Source organism: Mycobacterium sp. M23085 (assembly GCF_045343915.1).
GTDB lineage: Bacteria > Actinomycetota > Actinomycetes > Mycobacteriales > Mycobacteriaceae > Mycobacterium.
In genome coordinates, this window is record NZ_CP174280.1 from 766546 (window position 1) to 784564 (window position 18019).

Below are 18019 nucleotides of genomic sequence, written 5' to 3' on the forward strand. Positions count from 1 at the left end.
CAGGGCCCACGCTAGGCGCGGCACCTCCGAGGCCGACCGCCCCGATGAGCTATCCCGCCGGACGGGTCCACGTCCGGGTGACCGGATCGCATTGCAGCAGGTAGCCGTCGCTGGAGGTGCTCATGGCGAACACCGACGTGCCCGGCCGGTCGCATGAGCTGCCGGCTGCGTGCACGCCCATCGTGATCGGCGCCTTGGCCCAGCTGCTGCCCTCGCAGACGATCTGCTCGTTGTTGGTCGGGTCGTAGGCGACCTTGCCGACGTCGCCGCACAGCCCGCCGAGGACCGGCGGCGCCGGGGCGGACGCGGTGGTCGAGGCGTTGATGACCTGGGCGGGGTCACCCAACGTCAGCTTCGCGGGCACGTCGCCGGTCCGGGTGGCCACCACGGGCACCCGCACCACCGCGCCCTGGGCGCCGCACTCGTTGCTCAGCACGGTCTCGGTCAACGTGCCGCGCAGCGTGCCGTCGGCCTGCGGTGCCAGCGACCAGGCGATGGTTTCCTGCTGAGTGGCCCGGACCTGCCCGTTGGGCTGGGTGCAGCCCACCCGCTGCTGCACCGGGGCGCCCTGCCAGTAGCCCCCGACGAAGCGCAGGGTGTCGGTCTGCCCCCCATCGGTGGTGTTGGCCACCTGATGGGTGGCATCGTCCAGCTGGGTCCCGGTGGCCGCACATCCGTGGGTGGTGCACACCGACCGGAATGCCCACCAGCCGGTGGCGGCCCCGTCGTGCCGGATCGAGATGCCGTTGGTGGTGCGCTTGCTCTGGTCGTAGTCCAGCCGGTACGTCCCGTTCAGCACGGGCCCGCCCGGGGTGGGCGCGGTGCTGGCGGCCGGGGCCGACGGTCTCGACGCGAGCGCGGGGTTGGTCGGCGACGTGTCCGGCTGAAACGAGTAGAGCAGCGACCAGGTCGCCGCGACGGCGATCAGTACCGCACACACCAGCGCGGTCGCCCACCGCGTTTTCGACGAAAACCGGTGACTCAGCCCGGCAACGACGCCGGCGGGTCCGCGCCGGCGATGCGGCGTCGACACCGCGGCGCGTGACCGGCCGGCACCGCCGGCCGGGGGCATACCGTCCAACGACTCGCTGACGGCGGCGGCGAATGCGCGGCACCGCTCGAACCGGTCCTCGGGTTGCTTGGCGAGGGCGCGGAAGAACACCTCGTCGAGCTCGGCCAGATCGGGACGGAAATCGCTGAGCCGCGGTGGATCCTCGTGCAGGTGCTGGCTGATCACCGCGATCGGGTTGGAGTGCTGGAACGGAGGCGCCCCGGTGAGAAGATGGAAAGCCGTTGCGGCCAAAGCATATTGGTCTGCCCTGCCGTCGATGGGGGAACCCGTCAGCTGCTCGGGCGCGGCGTAGGCCACCGTTCCGACCGCGACGTTGGTTTCGGTAATCCCGCTGATGTCGCCCAGGTGACGCGCGACACCGAAGTCCGCCAACAGGATTCGGCGTTCCCCCTCATCGGGATGGGTGAGCAGGATGTTGGCGGGCTTGACGTCGCGGTGCAGCAGCCCACGGTCGTGTGCGTAGTCCAGCGCCCCCGCGACCGCCTGGACGATGGCACACACTTCGCGGATCGGCATCCCGTCGGCGTAGTTCTCCTTGACCAGCCGCGAGGCATCGGTGCCCTCGACGTAGTCCATCGAAATCCACAGATGCCCGTTGAATTCGCCGCGGTCGTGCACACCGACGATGTGGGGATGCCACAGCGTCGCCGCCAGATCGGCCTCCCGGTTGAACCTTTCGCGAAACTCGGGATCGGCGGTCACCGCCTCGGCGAGGACCTTGATCACGTCGCGGCGGGGCAGCCTGGGGTGTAGCGCGAGGTAGACCTCGGCCATGCCGCCCGCGCCCAGCTGACGCAGAATCGTGTAGCCCGCGAACGACGCGCCGTTAACCACCGCGACCCGCGACCCCGACGCCCCGTCGGGCTGTTGCGCCACCACGGGTTCCACGTTCGGCGCGGAATCCACCGGGGGTATCCGGCGGAACAGCTGCCCGATGGGCATGGCGGGCAACGAGTGAAAGCCCGCGCGCAAGGCCGCACCGGCTTGTCGCGGGTTGTTCAGCAGTCGTCGCCCGGCGCCGATGCGCCGGGTAGTTCCCTTGTGTTCGTTCATCAATGCCTTGCCCCCTCGTTCCCCGGCACCGCCTCAGGTGTCACCGCGATGTGATGCGGATCGCACACCATGGGCATGCGCATAGCGATTGGGCCTCTATTCCGTCTGTCTGCCGGCACAACATCGGGCTCGGCGCGCGGACACAATCAACGATTGCTACCCCTCCCGTTCGAATAATGCCCCACCGCCGTAGGCGATTCGTCGCAGCGGGCTATGAAAGCCCTATGAGTGGCCGAATCGAAACAAAGCGAAGTCACAGCCGGGTCCCATAGAGCGCACTACCGACACGGGCCGATACTTGAGTAGTGACTCGACCCGCCCCGCCCATCCTGACAATTCGGCATGACGGGTCCCAACGATCCTTCGCGGCCGGCCACGAGGTGGTCGTCGGACGCGACGTGCAGGCCGATGTGCGCATCGCCGACCCGCGCATCTCGCGCGCGCATCTGATCCTGCGGTTCGATCAAGGCCGCTGGCTGGCAATCGACAACGGCTCGCTGAACGGGACCTACCTGAACGGCTACCGGATGCCGGTGGTCGATATCCACGACGGCCAGAGCATTCACGTCGGAAACCCGCAAGGCCCCCGCCTGACCTTCGCCATCGGACCGCAGCAGGGTCATGCCGGCCACCCGCCCCGGACCCGGCCGAGCCACGATTCCGGACCGCCGACCCTGCCGTGGTCCGCCCTTGCCGAGCAAACGAGTCCGACACACCCGCCGCGGCCCCCGCAGGGCCGGCCCGCCGGGCCGATCCGCAGCCCGGCCCGCGGCGGTCCGCAGGGTGCGCCGTCGCGCCCCGCGCCGCCCCGGCAGCCGGCGAGACCGCCCACCGCCCCACCCCGGCAGCCGGCGGTGCCGCCCCGCCAGGCGGCGCCACCCCGGATGCCTGCGGCACCGGCGCCGCGCGGCACGCCTCCCGAGGAACTGACCGTCATCGACCCCGGTTCGCCGGCGAGATCGCAGGTCAACCCCCCCGTCGCGAACGCAAGCGGGGCACCGCCCGCTCCGTCAGCCACGCCCGCGGCGGAATTCACCGTGATCGACGCCAAGACGGCGGATGTGTCCAACCTGGCGACGCGTTTTGTGAAATTGCTCTCGCCGCGCGCGTCGTCGGCCGCGGGCACGGCCGGCGCCCTGACGATCGGCCGCGCCCCCGAGAACGACATCGTCGTCTCCGACGTCCTGGCGTCACGTCAGCATGCCACCTTGGTGCCCACCCAGCTGGGCACGGAGATCCGGGACAACAGCGTCAACGGAACGTTCGTCAACGGCACCCGGGTGGGGTCGGCAATCCTGACCGAAGACGACGTCGTCACCATCGGCAACGTCGACCTGGTATTCCGCGACGGCACCCTGACCGAACACAGCGGCGGCGCCGCCCGCACCGGCGGCCTCGAAGTGCGCAACGTCAGATACGTGGTCGACAACGGCAAACAACTGCTGGACGACATCTCGCTGACCGCCCGTCCCGGCACGCTGACCGCCGTGATCGGCGGTTCGGGCGCCGGGAAGAGCACCCTGGCCCGGCTCATCGCCGGCTACACCACGCCGACCTCCGGCTCGGTGACGTTCGAGGGCCACAACATTCACGCCGAGTACGCCTCGCTGCGCAGCAGGATCGGCATGGTCCCGCAGGACGACGTGGTGCACCGCCAGCTGACCATCAACCAGGCGCTCGGCTACGCCGCCGAACTACGGCTGCCGCCCGACACCAGCAAAGCCGACCGCGCCAGGGTCGTCGCCCAGGTGCTCGAGGAACTCGACCTCACCAAGCACGCCGACACCCGCGTCGAGAAGCTGTCCGGCGGCCAACGCAAACGCGCCTCGGTGGCCCTCGAGCTGCTGACCGGGCCGTCGTTGCTGATCCTCGACGAGCCGACCTCGGGTCTGGACCCCGCGCTGGACCTGCAGGTCATGACGATGCTGCGGCAGTTGGCCGATGCCGGACGCGTGGTGCTGGTGGTGACCCACTCGCTGTCCTACCTCGACGTGTGCGACCAGGTGTTGCTGATGGCTCCCGGCGGCAAGACGGCGTATTGCGGCGCGCCCGACCAAATCGGCGGGGCGATGGGCACCACCAACTGGGCGAAGATCTTCACCCAGGTCGGTGCCGACCCCGAGGAAGCCAACCGCCGCTTCCTGGAACAGAACGAGGCCCAGAAACGGCCCCAGAAGTACCTGCCGGACAAGACCGACGAGCCGAGCAGCCTCGGCGAACCGGTGCACACCAGCGTGCGGCGCCAAATCTCGACCATCGCCCGCCGGCAGGTCCGCCTGGTGATCGCCGACCGCGCCTATTTCATCTTCCTGGCGCTGCTGCCGTTCATCCTCGGTTCGCTGTCCCTGACGGTCCCGGGCAACAACGGATTTCACCTTCCATCGCCCAACGCCGGGACACCCGACGAGGCCGCGCAGATCCTGGCCCTGCTGATGCCGGCGGCGGCATTCATGGGCACCGCCTTGACGATTCGCGACCTGGTCGGCGAACGCGCCATCTTCCAGCGTGAGCAGGCGGTGGGGTTGTCGACCACCGCCTATCTGCTCGCCAAGACGGCGGTGTTCTGCGGCTTCGCGATACTGCAGTCGGCGATCGTCACGGCGATCGTCGTGATCGGCAAGAGCGCCCCGACGCGGGGCGCGGTGCTGTTCGGCCACTCGACCGTCGGGGCCACCTTCGAATTGTTCGCCACCGTGGCGGCGACCTGTGTCGCCTCGGCCATTCTGGGCCTGGCGATTTCGTCGCTGGTCCGGTCCAGCGAGCAGATCATGCCGCTGTTCGTGGTGACGGTGATGGCGCAGCTGGTGCTGTGCGGCGGGATGGTCCCGGTGACCGGACGGCTCGGCCTGAACCAGCTGTCGTGGGCGATGCCGGCGCGCTGGGGCTACGCCGCGGCAGCGTCGACGGTGGATCTGCGCCACCTGGTGCCCGATTCGCTGCTGTCCCAGGATCGGTTCTGGCAACACACGCCGAAGGTCTGGCTGCTGGACATGGGCATGCTGGCCGCCTTGTCGCTCTTCTACGCCGGCTTCGTGCGATGGAAGATCCGGTTGCGCCGGTAGCCAATCGCCTACCGCGGTAGGGTGACACCATTCACCCGCCAAAGCACGAGACGTTCGACCTGCTGGCCCGCACCAACACCGATCCCAAGGGCATCGTGCGGGCCGTCGACGAGTACGCGGTGCAGCCGTGGGGCCTCTACCTCGCCCGCCCCACACCCGGGCGCGCCCAATTCCACTACCTGGAGTCGTGGCTGCTGCCGTCGTTGGGCTTGCGCGCCACCGTGTTTCACTTCAATCCCGGGCATGAACGCGACCAGGACTTCTACCTGGATGTGGGCGAATACCTGCCCGGGCCCACCGTGTGGCATTCCGAAGACCACTACCTGGACATCGCGGTGCGCACCGGCGCCAGAGCCGAACTCACCGACATCGACGAGCTGGTGGATGCCGTCCGGCACGGGCTGCTCACTCCCGAGGCCGCCGAGCGGGCGGTGCGACGCGCCGTGGTCGCCGTCGATGGGTTGGCCCGCAACGGCTATGACCTGTCGCGGTGGCTGGCACAGCACGGGATGGCACTGACGTGGCGCGGGTCGCCGTAACCGTTTCCAGGTGCGACGGCGGGTATGCACCGAATACCACTGTGGACCACCAGAGCTTGAGGGATGACTCGTCATGACGCAGTTCGCCGGTCTGCCCGATGCGGTGCGCGAGGCGCTGCGCGCCGAGCCGGTGCCCGCCTGGCGAGATCCCACGCTGGCCACCCTGACCGATCAGCGGTTCTGTGACCCGCACTGGATTTTCGAACGCAAATTCGACGGCATGCGTTGCCTCGCCTTCCGTGACGGCGACGAGATTCGTCTGCTTTCCCGAAACCGCAAGCCGCTCAACGGGACCTATCCGGAGTTGGTGGATGCACTTGCCCGGCAGCACAGCACCCGATTCGTGGTGGACGGTGAGGTCGTCGCGTTCGAGGGACGCCGCACCAGCTTCGCCCGGCTGCAGGGACGCCTGGGCATCACCGATCCGGAGGTGGCCCGCGCCTCGCGAATCCGGGTGTACTACTACCTTTTCGATCTGCTGCACCTTGACGGTAGGGATACCACCGGGCTGCCGCTGCGGTGGCGCAAGCGACTGTTACGCGAAGCGATCAGCTTCGACGATCCGCTGCGCAACACCGCGCACCGCGTCGAGGACGGCCTTGCCGCCTACCGCGCAGCCTGCGAGCGCGGCGACGAGGGCGTGATCGCCAAGCTGGCGGATTCCACCTACGACAGCGGCCGGTCGAAGAACTGGCTGAAGTTCAAATGCGTCCGCGACCAGGAGTTCGTCGTCGGCGGCTACACCAACCCGAAGGGCAGCCGAATCGAGTTGGGCGCGTTGTTACTCGGCTACTACGACGGCCACGGGGAAGGTCGTGACCTGGTCTACGCCGGCAAGGTCGGCACCGGGTTCGACGAGGCCACGCTGCGCAGCCTGCACGAGCGACTCTTTCCGATCGAGCAGGAGGCACCGCCGTTCACCCGGGGGCTGGTGCGCGAGAAGGGTGCTCGCTGGGTTCGCCCGGAGTTGGTGGTACAGATCGGGTTTACCGAGTGGACCCGCGACGGCAAGCTCCGCCATCCGCGCTACCAGGGCCTGCGCACCGACAAAGACGCCGCAGACGTGGTACGGGAAACACGCTGATGCCGAGGATCCAGGTCGAGATCACCCACCCGGACCGGGTGATGTTCCCGACGGACGGGATCACCAAGCGGGAGCTGGCCGACTACTACAGCCAAGTGGCCGGCGCCATGCTGCCACACCTGAAGGGCCGCGCACTGACCGTGCAGCGCTTCCCGCGTGGCATCGGCGAAAAAGGTTTCGTGCAACAGGATTTCGACGATGCGCTACCGGATTGGATGAGCGGGATCGAGGTCGACAAAGAGGGTGGCACACTGGTGCATCCGCTGGCCGAACGTCCGGAGGCGCTGCGCTGGTTGGCCAACCAGAACTGCATAACCCTGCATGTCTGGCAGTCGCGGCAATCCAACTTGCACAAACCCGACCGGTTGGTCTTCGATCTCGACCCGTCCGACGCCGACTTCGCGGTGGTGCGGGCGACCGCGCGCACGGTGGCCGACGTGCTCGACGACCTGGGGCTGGCGCGCTACGTGCAGACCACCGGATCTCGCGGACTGCATGTGGTGGTGCCGTTACGCGCCGAGGCCGATTTCGATACGGTACGGCAATTCGCCCGTGCGGTCGCCGAAGTCGTCGCCGCCGACGACGCCGCGCACCGCACCGTGGAAGCCCGCAAAGACAAGCGCGATGGCCGCATCTACCTGGACGTGATGCGCAACGCCTACGCGCAGACCGCCGTCGCGCCGTACTCGGTGCGGGCCCGCGCCGGGGCGCCGGTCGCCACCCCGCTGCGGTGGGACGAACTGGACACGCGCGGCCTGCGGCCGGATCGGTTCAGCATCCGCGATGTTCCCGAACGGCTCGCCGCACACGGTGACCCATGGGCGGACATGTTCCGGCACGCCCGCTCGCTGACCGGGCCGCTCGAACGATTGGCGAAACTTCGTGCCTGAACTGCCGGATGTCGAAGGGTTCCGGCGCGAGCTCGCTAAAACGTTGCCCCGCCGCAGGATCGAACGCGTAGACGTCCGCGACCCCGGCATCGTCCGTAACGCCTCCCCCGACGCGCTCGCCGGGCGACTGGCCGGGCACCGCTTCGGTGCGCCGCGCCGGCACGGCAAATGGCTGATACTGCCGACCGACGGTCCGACGCTGCTGATCCACAGTGGCATGACCGGACACCCCTACTACGCCAGATCCGGCGCCGAGCCGGAAAGGTTTGAGCGACTGGTGGTATCGCTCGACCGAGGCGAACTGCGCTATGCCGACCTGCGCAAGCTGCGCGGCGTCTGGCTGGCCGACGGTGACGAAGACCTCGCGGACGTACTGGGCCCGCAGGGGCCCGACGCGCTGGGCATGGGCCTGCGCGAGTTTCGCGACGTGCTGGCGGGGCGACGCGGCCGGCTGAAACCGACGCTGATGGACCAGTCGGTGATCGCGGGCCTGGGCAACCTGCTCGTCGACGAAATCTGCTGGCGGGCCAGAATACGGCCCACCCGTGCGGTTGCGGAGTTGGATGACGACGAGGTCAAGGCGTTGCATCGGGCGATGACGCAAGTGCTGCACACTTCGGTGCGACACGGCCGGGTCCCTGGCTTGCCGCGCTGGCTTACCGGCGCCCGCGACGATCCCGACCCGCGCTGCCCACGCTGCGGCACTCACCTTCGCCATGACCGGATCGGCGGCCGGATGTCCTTCTGGTGTCCCCATTGCCAGCCCTAGCCACCAGGTCGAACAGCCTGGTGGACCGGGCGACGTTGGGCGTAATCTCAGCTGCTATGAGCTCTCCTTGCCGCAGGCTCCTGCCGATCGTCGCGGTGACGGTCATCGCCGCCGGCGCGCAACCGAATCCGGCAATCGCACGAGCGGAGCTGCACAACATCACTTATCGGGCCAGGATCGACGCTTTGACGACGGGAAGCCAGGCCACGTTCGTGACCAACGGCGGCCAGACCAGCACCACCGGCCTTCCGTCCATGCCCGGCAACGTATTCGAGGCCAACACCGTGCTTCCCGACCCGGCACAGGCCGGCCTGCGGATTGTGCTGCGTTTTCCCTACGCGGCCAACGTGCACTGCGAGATCGACGCCGACGACAACGTTTTCACCCAGACCGACCAGATGGTGAGGCCGACGGCGGGTAACAACGATCCGAACAACGGCGCGCTGCAGTGCGGCGCCCCATTGCCCTAGCTACACGTCAGGGCTTCCAGCTCGTCGAATCGGCCCACTCCCAGGCCCGCCGGTAGGCGTCGCGGAACCACGGCTCTTTGAGCTCGACATAGGCCGCACCGTCTCCGCCGCCGCCCTTTTCGGCGGCGCGCTTGACATTGAGGTAGTCGGCGCGGGCATCCGGGTTGGCCGCCAGCCAGTCCACGAACAGCAGGGCGAACTGCTGGTTCGGCCAGCCGTCCACCCGGATGTGCACATTGGTGGGCCGGCCGGGATCCGCTGAGGCGTGAAATCGCTTGGACCACAACGCCGGGTCGTCGGTGTGGTCGTAATTTTGCGCGGTACTGCGGGCGTCGTTCTTGGCCACATCCTCGGTGATCCGCTCGACGCGCGGGTACCCCGCGGACAACAGCGGCTCGACGAGTTCGTCGGCGGCGGCCAGGGATTCGACGGTGATCTGAACGTCGATGACGTCCTTGGCCGGAAAGTCGGGCACGGCGGTCGAGCCGATGTGATCGACGCGCAGCGCCCGGTGACCGCAGCTGGTCTTCAGGCGGTTCACAATCCGTTGCGCCTGCTCCGCCCAACTCGGGTCGGGCGGCACCAACCGGGCCGGGGCCCGGGCTATCTGACGGGCGCTCAGATTGTGCGCGAACGGGACGATGCGGTTGTTCCACACGTCGTGGGCCCGCCGCACCAAATCCTCGGGGCTGCCCGAGTTGTCCAGCCAGATGTCGGCGACCGCGCGGCGCTGCTCGTCGCTGGCCTGCGCGGCGATCCGGGCACGGGCGTCGTCCTCCAACATGCCGCGCTGGTCGACCAGGCGCCGCAGCCGCACCTCGACATCGGCGTGGACGATGACGACGAGCGGGAACAGCGGTGCCATCCCCGACTCCACCAACAGCGGAATGTCCTCGACGACAACGGAATCCGAGGGCACCGAGGCGATGATCTCCGAACGGCGATTGCCCACCAGCGGATGGACAATCCCATTCAGCGTCTTGCGTGCCTCGTCGTCGCGAAAGGCCTTGGCCGCCAATGCGGGTCGATCCAGCGATCCGTCCGGAAGCAAGATGTCACTTCCGAACGCCTCGACCAGCGAGGCCAGGCCTTGGGTTCCCGGCTGGACCACCTCGCGCGCGATGACGTCCCCGTCGACGATGACGGCACCGCACTGCGCGAAGGTGGACGACAGCGCCGACTTGCCGGCGCCAATGCCGCCGGTCAACCCGATCCGCAGCATGGCGTGCTCAGCAGAGCGTCACGCGTTGCCGGCGAGTTTCTCCCGCAGCGCGGCCAATTGGGCGTCGCTGGCCAGCGATCCGCCCGCCTTCTCCGGAGGGGCACCGTTGCCCGGCGACTGCTCGGCGTGGCCGGCAGCCTCGGCGGCGGCGAACTTCTCCATCTGGGCGGTGTGCATCTTGTGCCGGCGCTCGGCCTCGGCGTAGCGGGCCTCCCACTCGTTGCGCTGCTTCTCGAATCCCTCGAGCCATTCGTTGGTCTCGGAGTCGAAGCCCTCGGGGAAGATGTAGTTGCCCTGCTCGTCGTAGCTGTCGGCCATGCCGTACTTCGCCGGGTCGAACTCGTCGGTGTAGTCCTCGTTGGCCTGCTTGAGCGACAACGAGATCCGGCGGCGCTCCAGGTCGATGTCGATGACCTTGACCATCGCGTCGTCGCCGACGGCAACCACCTGGTCGGGCACCTCGACGTGGCGCTCGGCCAGCTCGGAGATGTGCACCAGGCCCTCGATGCCCTCCTCTACCCGGACGAACGCACCGAACGGAACCAGCTTGGTGACCTTGCCGGGCACGATCTGGCCGATGGCGTGGGTGCGGGCGAAGTGGCGCCACGGGTCTTCCTGAGTCGCCTTGAGCGACAACGAAACCCGCTCGCGGTCCATGTCGACGTCGAGCACCTCGACGGTGACCTCGTCGCCGACCTGGACCACCTCGGACGGATGGTCGATGTGCTTCCAACTCAGCTCGGAGACGTGCACCAGACCGTCCACACCGCCCAGGTCGACGAAGGCGCCGAAGTTGACGATGGAGGAGACGACACCCTTGCGGATGGCGCCCTTCTGCAGCTGGTTGAGGAACTCGCTGCGCACCTCGGACTGGGTCTGTTCCAGCCAGGCCCGACGGCTCAGCACCACGTTGTTGCGGTTCTTGTCCAGCTCGATGATCTTGGCCTCGATCTCCTTGCCGATGTACGGCTGCAGATCGCGGACCCGGCGCATCTCGACCAGCGAGGCGGGCAGGAAGCCACGCAACCCGATGTCGAGGATCAGGCCACCCTTGACCACCTCGATGACGGTGCCCTTGACGGCCTCGTCCTTCTCCTTGAGCGCCTCGATGGTCCCCCAGGCGCGCTCGTACTGGGCGCGCTTCTTGGACAGAATCAGGCGACCCTCTTTGTCCTCCTTGGTGAGGACCAGGGCTTCGACCTCATCACCGACGGAAACGACCTCGTTGGGGTCGACATCGTGCTTGATGGAGAGCTCGCGGGCGGGGATGACGCCCTCGGTCTTGTAGCCGATGTCGAGGAGCACCTCGTCCCGGTCCACTTTGACGATCGTCCCTTCGACGATGTCGCCATCGTTGAAGTACTTGATCGTTTTGTCTATTGCGGCGAGAAAATCCTCGCTGGAGCCGATGTCGTTGACGGCTACTTGGGGCGAGGTGACGGTGGGACTCGGCATGTGGTGGGTTGCTCCGGACAGGTTGGGTCGTAGGGACAATTGGGATTTACCTGTCGAGGCTACTCGACTGTGGACACGCTGGCCAAACCCAGCCCCTCTTACCTCTGCATATCTGACGCGGACATGACCTGCGGGCAAACTTTCGGCCGCTCTGCACCGCGGCGTTCCCCGGCGTTACGTGGTGTTCCGCTCGCGAGATTGCAGAGCCGAACCACCCGTCAAAATCTGGCGATCAGCACCACTCCGCACACCATCAGGACGCCGCCGGCAGCCCTGAGCAGCGTGATCGGGTGGGGATCCAGCCGCAACCAGCCAAAATGGTCGATCACCAGCGACATGATGAGCGCTGACGTGACCGTGATGCCCATGAATGTGCCGGCCCCGACCCGGTTGACCAGGGTGAGGCCGGCATAGACCTGGACGGCCCCGACCAGGCCACCGACCACCGCCCACCACGGCATCGACGCGACGTCCCTGGCGGTGGGCAGCGGTTTCGGCATCAACAGGAATGCGGCGATGAAGAAAACGGTGATTACCGCGAAGGAGATCGCCGACGCCAGCCACGGGTTGATCAGGTGCTGGTAAAGCTGGCCGTTCATGGCGGCTCCGCAGGTCTGCAGCGCGCCGCCCAAGACGATGAACGGGATGATCCAGCCTGCGTTCATGACACTCCCCGGTTCGGCGCGCTCGTCGTCTGCGGTGTGAGCCGATTCGCTCGCGACAAACGCCGGTGTCGACGTTCGCTCAGTGCGCGGCCACGTCGGCCGGCTGACCGCGTCAATGCGCCGCGGCGTCCCAAGACCGGCCGTAGCCCACCGAAACCTCCAGCGGTACGTCGAGCGGATAGGCGCCGCCCATCTTGTCACGTACCAGCGCCTCCAGCTGTTCTCGCTCGCCGGGCGCGACCTCAAACAGCAGTTCGTCATGCACCTGCAGCAGGATCCGGGACGAAAGCCCGGCGGCTTTGATCGCCCTGTCGACTTCGAGCATCGCCACCTTGATGATGTCGGCCGCGCTGCCCTGGATCGGCGCGTTGAGCGCCGCCCGCTCGGCGGCCTCGCGCACCTGGCGGTTGCTGCTGTCGAGTTCGGGCAGATAGCGACGGCGCCCGAAGACCGTCGAGGTGAAGCCGTCCTTGCGGGCCTGCTCCACGACGTCCATCAAGTAATCGCGCACCCCGCCGAACCGGGCGAAGTATTGCTCCATCTGGTCTTTGGCTTCTTCGGTGGAGATTTTCAGCTGGGCGGACAGCCCGTAGGCGCTCAACCCGTAGGCCAGGCCGTACGACATCGCCTTGACCCGGCGGCGCAGCTCGGCGGTGACCTCCTCGATCGGCACGCCGAATGCCCGGGAGGCGACGAACGAGTGCAGATCCTCTCCGGTGTTGAACGCCTCGATCAGGCCGGCGTCCTTGGACAGGTGGGCCATGATCCGCATCTCGATCTGGCTGTAGTCGGCCGTCATCAACTCGCTGTAGCCGTCGCCGACCACGAACGCGTCGCGGATCCGCCGGCCCGCCTCGGTGCGGATGGGTATGTTCTGCAGATTCGGCTCGGTCGACGACAACCTGCCCGTCGCGGCGATGGTCTGATTGAACGTGGTGTGGATGCGCCCGTCCGAGGCAACCGAGTTCAGCAGGCCGTCCACGGTGACCTTGAGCCGGGTGGCGTCGCGGTGGGCCAGCAGATGCTGCAGGAACGGATGGCCGGTCTTGTCGAACAGCGATTGCAAGGCATCGGCGTCGGTGGTGTATCCGGTCTTGGTGCGCTTGGTCTTCGGCATCTCCAGCTCGTCGAAGAGCACCGTCTGCAATTGTTTTGGCGAACCCAGGTTGATCTGCTTGCCTATCACCGCGTACGCCGCCTCGGCCGCGTCGCGGATCTGATGGGCGAAATCGCTTTGCAGCTCGGTGAGCAGGTCCAAATCGACTGCGATGCCGGCGTTTTCCATGCCGGCCAGCACCGCCTGCACGGGTAGTTCCATGCCGCTCAACAGCGACGTGGAGTTGATGCGGGCCAACTCCTCGTCGAGCGCGTCGGCCAGATCGAGCACCGCCACAGCGCGCAGGATCAGCGTCTGCACCGCCTGGTCGTCGACGCCGTCGGTATCGTCGAGCAGCGAAAGTTGTTGCTGTTCAGGGTTTTCGGCGCGTAGCTCACGACGCAGGTAGCGCAGCGAAAGGTCGTCGAGAGAGAAGCTGCGTTGCCCGGGGCGCACCAGGTAGGCCGCCAGCGCGGTGTCGCTGGTGACACCGGCCAGGGTCCAGCCCCGCCCGGCCAGGTCGTGCATCGCCAGCTTGGCTTCGTGCAGCGCCTTGGGCGGCCCGGGGTCGGCCAGCCAAGACGCCAGCGCCGCTTCGTCTTCAGGATCCAGCGTCGCGGTGTCGATGTAGCGGCCCTCGCCGTCGGCGGAGACGATGGCCAGCGCGGTGGCGTCGGCGTCGTAGGCCAGATGGGTACCGACGACGGCCAGGCCGAACCGCTTGCCCGAGCTGTGCTCGGCCAGCCATCCGGCCAGCTCGCCGCGTTCCAGCGCACCGCCGCGCACGTCGAAGCCCTCGTCGACCTCGGGTTCCACCGCGGCCAGGGTTTCGAACAAGCGGTCCCGCAGCACCCGGAACTCCAGGTCGTCGAACAGCCGGTGAATCTGGTCGCGATCCCACGGCTGCAGCCGCAGCGTGTCCGGAGTCTGGGCCAGCGGCACGTCTTTGACCAGATCGGTCAGCTCGCGGTTGCGGATGACGCTGGCCAGGTGTTCGCGCAACGCGTCGCCCACCTTGCCGCGCACCGAGTCGACGTTGTCGACCAGCCCCTGCAGCGAGCCGTACTCGGCTATCCATTTCGAGGCGGTCTTCTCCCCCACCCCGGGAATGCCGGGCAGGTTGTCGCTCGGGTCGCCGCGCAGGGCGGCGAAGTCGGGGTACTGCTGGGGCGTCAGCCCGTACTTCTCGACAACGGCGTCCGGGGTGAAGCGGGTCAGTTCGCTGACGCCCTTGCGTGGGTACAGCACGGTCACGTTGTCGCTGACCAACTGCAGCGAGTCGCGGTCGCCGGTGACCACCAGCACCCGGTAGCCGTCCTTTTCGGCCTGCGTGGCCAGGGTCGCGATCAGGTCGTCTGCCTCGAACCCCTCCTCGGCGAGCACCGTGATGCCCAACGCCGCGAGCACCTCCTTGGTGATGTCGATCTGGCCGCGAAACTCGTCGGGCGTCGCCGACCGGTTGGCCTTGTACTCCGGGTAGCGCTCGGAGCGGAACGTCTGCCGTGATACGTCGAACGCCGCGGCGATATGGGTGGGGGCCTCGTCGCGCAGCAGGTTGATCAGCATGGCGGTGAAGCCGTAGACCGCGTTGGTGGTCAGCCCGCCGCGGGTCTTGAAGTTTTCGGCGGGCAGCGCATAGAACGCCCGGAACGCCAGCGAGTTGCCGTCCAGCAGCATCAGCGTCGGCGTGGTCTGTTCCTCGCTGGCCTTGGTGGTGGTTTTCGTGGCGGGCACGGGTCTCACTCTAGGCACCCGGTGCGACGAGCTGGGCGCCCCGACCGTGCCACCGGTAGAACTGCAACACGTTTCAGTTTTGGGACCGGGCTGGGTAGTCTGGCCCCGTGCCAGAGGTCACCAGCCAAGAACCCGCGATCGACGGGTGGTTCGCCACCGATGACGCCGGTAGCCCCCATCTGATCGGCAGCAAGTGCCCCGAGTGCGGCACCTATGTGTTCCCGCCGCGGGAGAATAACTGCCCCAACCCGGGCTGCGCGAGCGACACACTAGAGACCGTCGCTTTGTCGCCCCGGGGAACGCTGTGGAGCTACACCGAAAACCGGTACCCGCCGCCCGCCCCCTACCCGGCGGCGGACCCGTTTGAGCCGTTCGCCATCGCCGCGGTGGAGCTGGCCGACGAGGGGATCATCGTGCTGGGCAAGGTGGTCGAGGGCACGCTGGCCGCCGATCTGAAGGTCGGCATGGAGATGGAGCTGACCACCATGACCCTGTTCACCGATGCCGACGGCGTCGAACGGCTCGTGCACGCCTGGAAGCGCGCCGACGACGATGCAGAGCGAAGCGATGAGGAGGAGCGGCGCAAATGAGGAAAGTGGCGTGACCATGAGCACTCCCGAACCGCTCTACATCCTCGGCGCCGGCATGCACCCGTGGGGCAAGTGGGGCCGCGACTTCACCGAATACGGCGTGGTCGCCGCGCGCGCCGCGCTGGCCGAGGCCGGGCTGGACTGGCAGCAGATCCAGCTGGTCGCCGGCGCCGACACCATCCGCAACGGCTACCCGGGCTTCATCGCGGGGTCGACGTTCGCGCAGAAGCTCGGCTGGAACGGCGTGCCGGTGAGCTCCAGCTACGCCGCCTGCGCCAGCGGTTCGCAGGCGCTGCAGAGCGCCCGCGCCCACATCCTGGCCGGCTTCTGCGACGTCGCTCTGGTCATCGGCGCCGACACCACTCCCAAGGGAGCGTTCGCCCCGGTCGGCGGCGAGCGCAAGAACGACCCCGACTGGCAGCGCTTCCACCTCATCGGCGCGATGAACCCGGTGTACTTCGCACTGCTGGCGCGGCGCCGGATGGACCTCTACGGCGCGACGTCCGAGGACTTCGCCCGGGTGAAGGTGAAGAACTCCCAGCACGGGCTGCAGAACCCGAATGCCCGCTACCGCAAGGAATCTTCGGTCGAGGACGTGCTGGCCAGCCCGGTGGTCTCCGACCCGCTGCGTCAGCTCGACATCTGCGCCACCTCCGACGGCGCCGCGGCGCTGATCGTGGCCAGCGCCGAGTTCGCCCGCAAGCACCTCGGCTCGCTCGACGGCGTGCCGTCGGTGCGCGCGGTCAGCACGGTCACGCCACGATACCCGCAGCATCTTCCCGAATTGCCGGATATAGCAACGGATTCCACCGCCGCGGTGGCCGCACCGGAGCGGGTGTTCAAGGACCAGATCCTCGATGCGGCCTACGCCGAGGCGGGCATCGGGCCCGAGGACGTGAGCCTGGCCGAGGTCTATGACCTGTCCACGGCCCTGGAACTGGACTGGTACGAGCACCTGGGGTTGTGCGCCAAGGGCGAGGCCGAGCAGCTGCTGCGCAGCGGCGCCACCACGATCGGCGGCCGGGTGCCGGTCAACCCGTCGGGCGGGCTGGCCTGCTTCGGCGAGGCCATCCCGGCCCAGGCGATCGCCCAGGTCTGCGAGCTGACCTGGCAGCTGCGCGGCCAGGCCACCGGCCGGCAGGTGGAGAACGCCACCGTCGGCGTCACCGCCAACCAGGGGCTGTTCGGGCACGGCTCGTCGGTGATCGTCGCCCGCTAGGGTCTACGGCCGCCGGCGATCGTCGCCAAAAGCGCACACCCGAGCCGTGGATTGACGCTCAGGCGTTTTTGGACGGATCCAGGGTCTCCAGGACGACTTCGGCCACCCGCTTCATCGTGGTCCTGCGGTCCATGGCGGCCCGCTGAATCCATTTGAATGCCTCGGGCTCGGTCATGCCCTGTTCGCTCTGCAGCAGCCCCTTCGCGCGCTCCACCAGCTTGCGGGTCTCCAGCCGGTCGGACAGCGAGGCCACCTCGCGTTCGAGTTCGGCGATCTCGCTGAAGCGGCTGACGGCCAATTCGATGGCCGGAATGAGGTCGCTGATGGTGAACGGCTTCACCAGATAGGCCATCGCCCCGGCGTCCCGCGCCCGCTCCACCAAGTCGCGCTGGCTGAACGCGGTCAACACCACGATCGGGGCGATGCGCTTGCTGGCTATCTCCGAGGCCGCGTCGATGCCGTCGCGGCGCGGCATCTTCACATCCATGATCACCAGGTCCGGCTGATGACGCTCGGCCAGTTCCACGGCCTCCTGTCCGTCACCGGCCTCTCCGACGATCTCGTAACCCTCCTCTCGGAGCATCTCGGCGAGATCCATCCGGATGAGCGCTTCGTCTTCGGCGATCAGGACCCGGCGCGGCACGGCGGCGTCGGTGTCGGTGTCGGTCGTGGGGCCTGTCATGACGGATATTGTGGCGCGAACGCCTCAGACCAGCGAGGGCGGGGGCAGAGAGACGGGTGAGCACTCCTGATCCTCTATGGTGGGAGGCTGCCTCTAAGGTAAGAGGCCGCACGCCCTCGTATCCCAACTGGCAGAGGAAACGGATTCAAAACCCGTCCAGTGTGAGTTCGAATCTCACCGAGGGCACCATCGACGCCGCGACGCACCGGACGGCGGGCCGCATTTTCGGTACCGAAGCGGTCGCTCAGTCCGCCTCTCCACACCCACCGGTTTGCAATTACCGTCGAGTACGTTCCAACGGTATGAAATTGCCCGGTTTATCCAACTGGATGCAATTAATTTAGGCGGTCAATGTATTCGGCGGGAACGCGTGGGAAAACGCAATGAATTCATACTATTTTCCGGCGTTTGCGACCC

At 67.6% G+C, this 18019-nt stretch carries 14 protein-coding genes and 1 tRNA gene; 9 read left to right on the plus strand and 6 right to left on the minus strand.

Annotated elements, in window-relative coordinates; translation table 11 throughout:
• Window positions 1–49: 49 nt before the first annotated feature.
• Window positions 50–2125 (minus strand): serine/threonine-protein kinase, encoded by a 2076-nt coding sequence (locus ACIUM1_RS03170; RefSeq protein WP_406815844.1) that lies wholly within the window; start codon window positions 2123–2125, stop codon window positions 50–52.
• Window positions 2126–2430: 305 nt separating this feature from the next.
• Here ACIUM1_RS03170 and ACIUM1_RS03175 point away from each other — a divergent pair, with 305 nt between their 5' ends.
• The 6 genes from ACIUM1_RS03175 to ACIUM1_RS03200 all read left to right on the plus strand — a co-directional run bounded on the left by ACIUM1_RS03175 (window position 2431) and on the right by ACIUM1_RS03200 (window position 8939).
• Complete coding sequence (locus ACIUM1_RS03175) at window positions 2431–5187, plus strand: ATP-binding cassette domain-containing protein (RefSeq protein ID WP_406815845.1); 2757 nt, start codon at window positions 2431–2433, stop codon at window positions 5185–5187.
• A gap of 95 nt (window positions 5188–5282) precedes the next feature.
• Window positions 5283–5726 (plus strand): DUF402 domain-containing protein, encoded by a 444-nt coding sequence (locus tag ACIUM1_RS03180; protein WP_406815846.1) that lies wholly within the window; start codon window positions 5283–5285, stop codon window positions 5724–5726.
• Window positions 5727–5799: 73 nt separating this feature from the next.
• Entirely contained in the window at window positions 5800–6810 is a 1011-nt protein-coding gene (ligD, locus tag ACIUM1_RS03185; protein ID WP_406815847.1) for a non-homologous end-joining DNA ligase, read from the plus strand.
• The gene (gene ligD / locus ACIUM1_RS03190; protein ID WP_406815848.1) at window positions 6810–7700 is read left to right on the plus strand and encodes a non-homologous end-joining DNA ligase; all 891 of its coding nucleotides are present in this window, start codon (window positions 6810–6812) and stop codon (window positions 7698–7700) included. The genes ligD (ACIUM1_RS03185) and ligD (ACIUM1_RS03190) overlap by 1 nt, the downstream gene beginning before the upstream one ends.
• Entirely contained in the window at window positions 7693–8469 is a 777-nt protein-coding gene (locus ACIUM1_RS03195; protein WP_406815849.1) for an Fpg/Nei family DNA glycosylase, read from the plus strand. Before ligD (ACIUM1_RS03190) ends, ACIUM1_RS03195 begins: the two co-directional genes overlap by 8 nt.
• 56 nt (window positions 8470–8525) lie before the next feature.
• On the plus strand, window positions 8526–8939 hold the full coding sequence (locus tag ACIUM1_RS03200; RefSeq protein WP_406815850.1) for a hypothetical protein: 414 nt from the start codon (window positions 8526–8528) through the stop codon (window positions 8937–8939).
• A 7-nt stretch (window positions 8940–8946) separates the two neighbouring features.
• Here the strand turns inward: ACIUM1_RS03200 and coaE are convergent, their stop codons facing one another.
• The 4 genes from coaE to polA all read right to left on the minus strand — a co-directional run bounded on the left by coaE (window position 8947) and on the right by polA (window position 15054).
• Window positions 8947–10161 carry a dephospho-CoA kinase gene (coaE, locus tag ACIUM1_RS03205; protein ID WP_406815851.1) on the minus strand — a complete coding sequence of 405 codons (1215 nt, stop codon included), beginning with the start codon at window positions 10159–10161 and terminating at the stop codon, window positions 8947–8949.
• A gap of 18 nt (window positions 10162–10179) precedes the next feature.
• Window positions 10180–11616, minus strand: coding sequence for a 30S ribosomal protein S1 (rpsA, locus tag ACIUM1_RS03210; RefSeq protein ID WP_406815852.1), 1437 nt, complete (start codon window positions 11614–11616; stop codon window positions 10180–10182).
• Window positions 11617–11834: 218 nt separating this feature from the next.
• Window positions 11835–12281 (minus strand): DMT family transporter, encoded by a 447-nt coding sequence (locus tag ACIUM1_RS03215; RefSeq protein WP_406815853.1) that lies wholly within the window; start codon window positions 12279–12281, stop codon window positions 11835–11837.
• A gap of 112 nt (window positions 12282–12393) precedes the next feature.
• Window positions 12394–15054: a DNA polymerase I gene (polA, locus tag ACIUM1_RS03220; protein ID WP_406817508.1), complete on the minus strand. Its 2661-nt coding sequence runs from the start codon at window positions 15052–15054 to the stop codon at window positions 12394–12396.
• 164 nt (window positions 15055–15218) lie between these two features.
• On the opposite strand from polA, the gene ACIUM1_RS03225 reads away from it, so the two are divergent.
• Window positions 15219–15701 carry a Zn-ribbon domain-containing OB-fold protein gene (locus ACIUM1_RS03225; protein ID WP_406815854.1) on the plus strand — a complete coding sequence of 161 codons (483 nt, stop codon included), beginning with the start codon at window positions 15219–15221 and terminating at the stop codon, window positions 15699–15701.
• Between the two features lie 10 nt (window positions 15702–15711).
• Window positions 15712–16920, plus strand: a complete 1209-nt coding sequence (locus ACIUM1_RS03230) for a lipid-transfer protein (RefSeq protein ID WP_406815855.1) — start codon at window positions 15712–15714, stop codon at window positions 16918–16920.
• A 58-nt stretch (window positions 16921–16978) separates the two neighbouring features.
• Here the strand turns inward: ACIUM1_RS03230 and ACIUM1_RS03235 are convergent, their stop codons facing one another.
• A complete protein-coding gene (locus ACIUM1_RS03235) occupies window positions 16979–17602 on the minus strand; it encodes an ANTAR domain-containing response regulator (RefSeq protein ID WP_406815856.1) in 624 nt (207 codons plus the stop codon).
• A gap of 112 nt (window positions 17603–17714) precedes the next feature.
• On the opposite strand from ACIUM1_RS03235, the gene ACIUM1_RS03240 reads away from it, so the two are divergent.
• Window positions 17715–17791 (plus strand) — tRNA-Leu (locus tag ACIUM1_RS03240).
• The last annotated feature ends 228 nt before the right edge of the window (window positions 17792–18019 follow it).

Bases quoted from the DNA above. Each gene is read 5' to 3' on its own strand.
- ACIUM1_RS03170 (WP_406815844.1), bottom strand. From the start codon at position 2,125: ATGAACGAACACAAGGGAACTACCCGGCGCATCGGCGCCGGGCGACGA.
- ligD (WP_406815847.1), top strand. From the start codon at position 5,800: ATGACGCAGTTCGCCGGTCTGCCCGATGCGGTGCGCGAGGCGCTGCGC.
- ligD (WP_406815848.1), top strand. From the start codon at position 6,810: ATGCCGAGGATCCAGGTCGAGATCACCCACCCGGACCGGGTGATGTTC.
- ACIUM1_RS03200 (WP_406815850.1), top strand. From the start codon at position 8,526: ATGAGCTCTCCTTGCCGCAGGCTCCTGCCGATCGTCGCGGTGACGGTC.
- coaE (WP_406815851.1), bottom strand. From the start codon at position 10,161: ATGCTGCGGATCGGGTTGACCGGCGGCATTGGCGCCGGCAAGTCGGCG.
- rpsA (WP_406815852.1), bottom strand. From the start codon at position 11,616: ATGCCGAGTCCCACCGTCACCTCGCCCCAAGTAGCCGTCAACGACATC.
- ACIUM1_RS03215 (WP_406815853.1), bottom strand. From the start codon at position 12,281: ATGAACGCAGGCTGGATCATCCCGTTCATCGTCTTGGGCGGCGCGCTG.
- polA (WP_406817508.1), bottom strand. From the start codon at position 15,054: ATGCTGCTGGACGGCAACTCGCTGGCGTTCCGGGCGTTCTATGCGCTG.
- ACIUM1_RS03235 (WP_406815856.1), bottom strand. From the start codon at position 17,602: ATGACAGGCCCCACGACCGACACCGACACCGACGCCGCCGTGCCGCGC.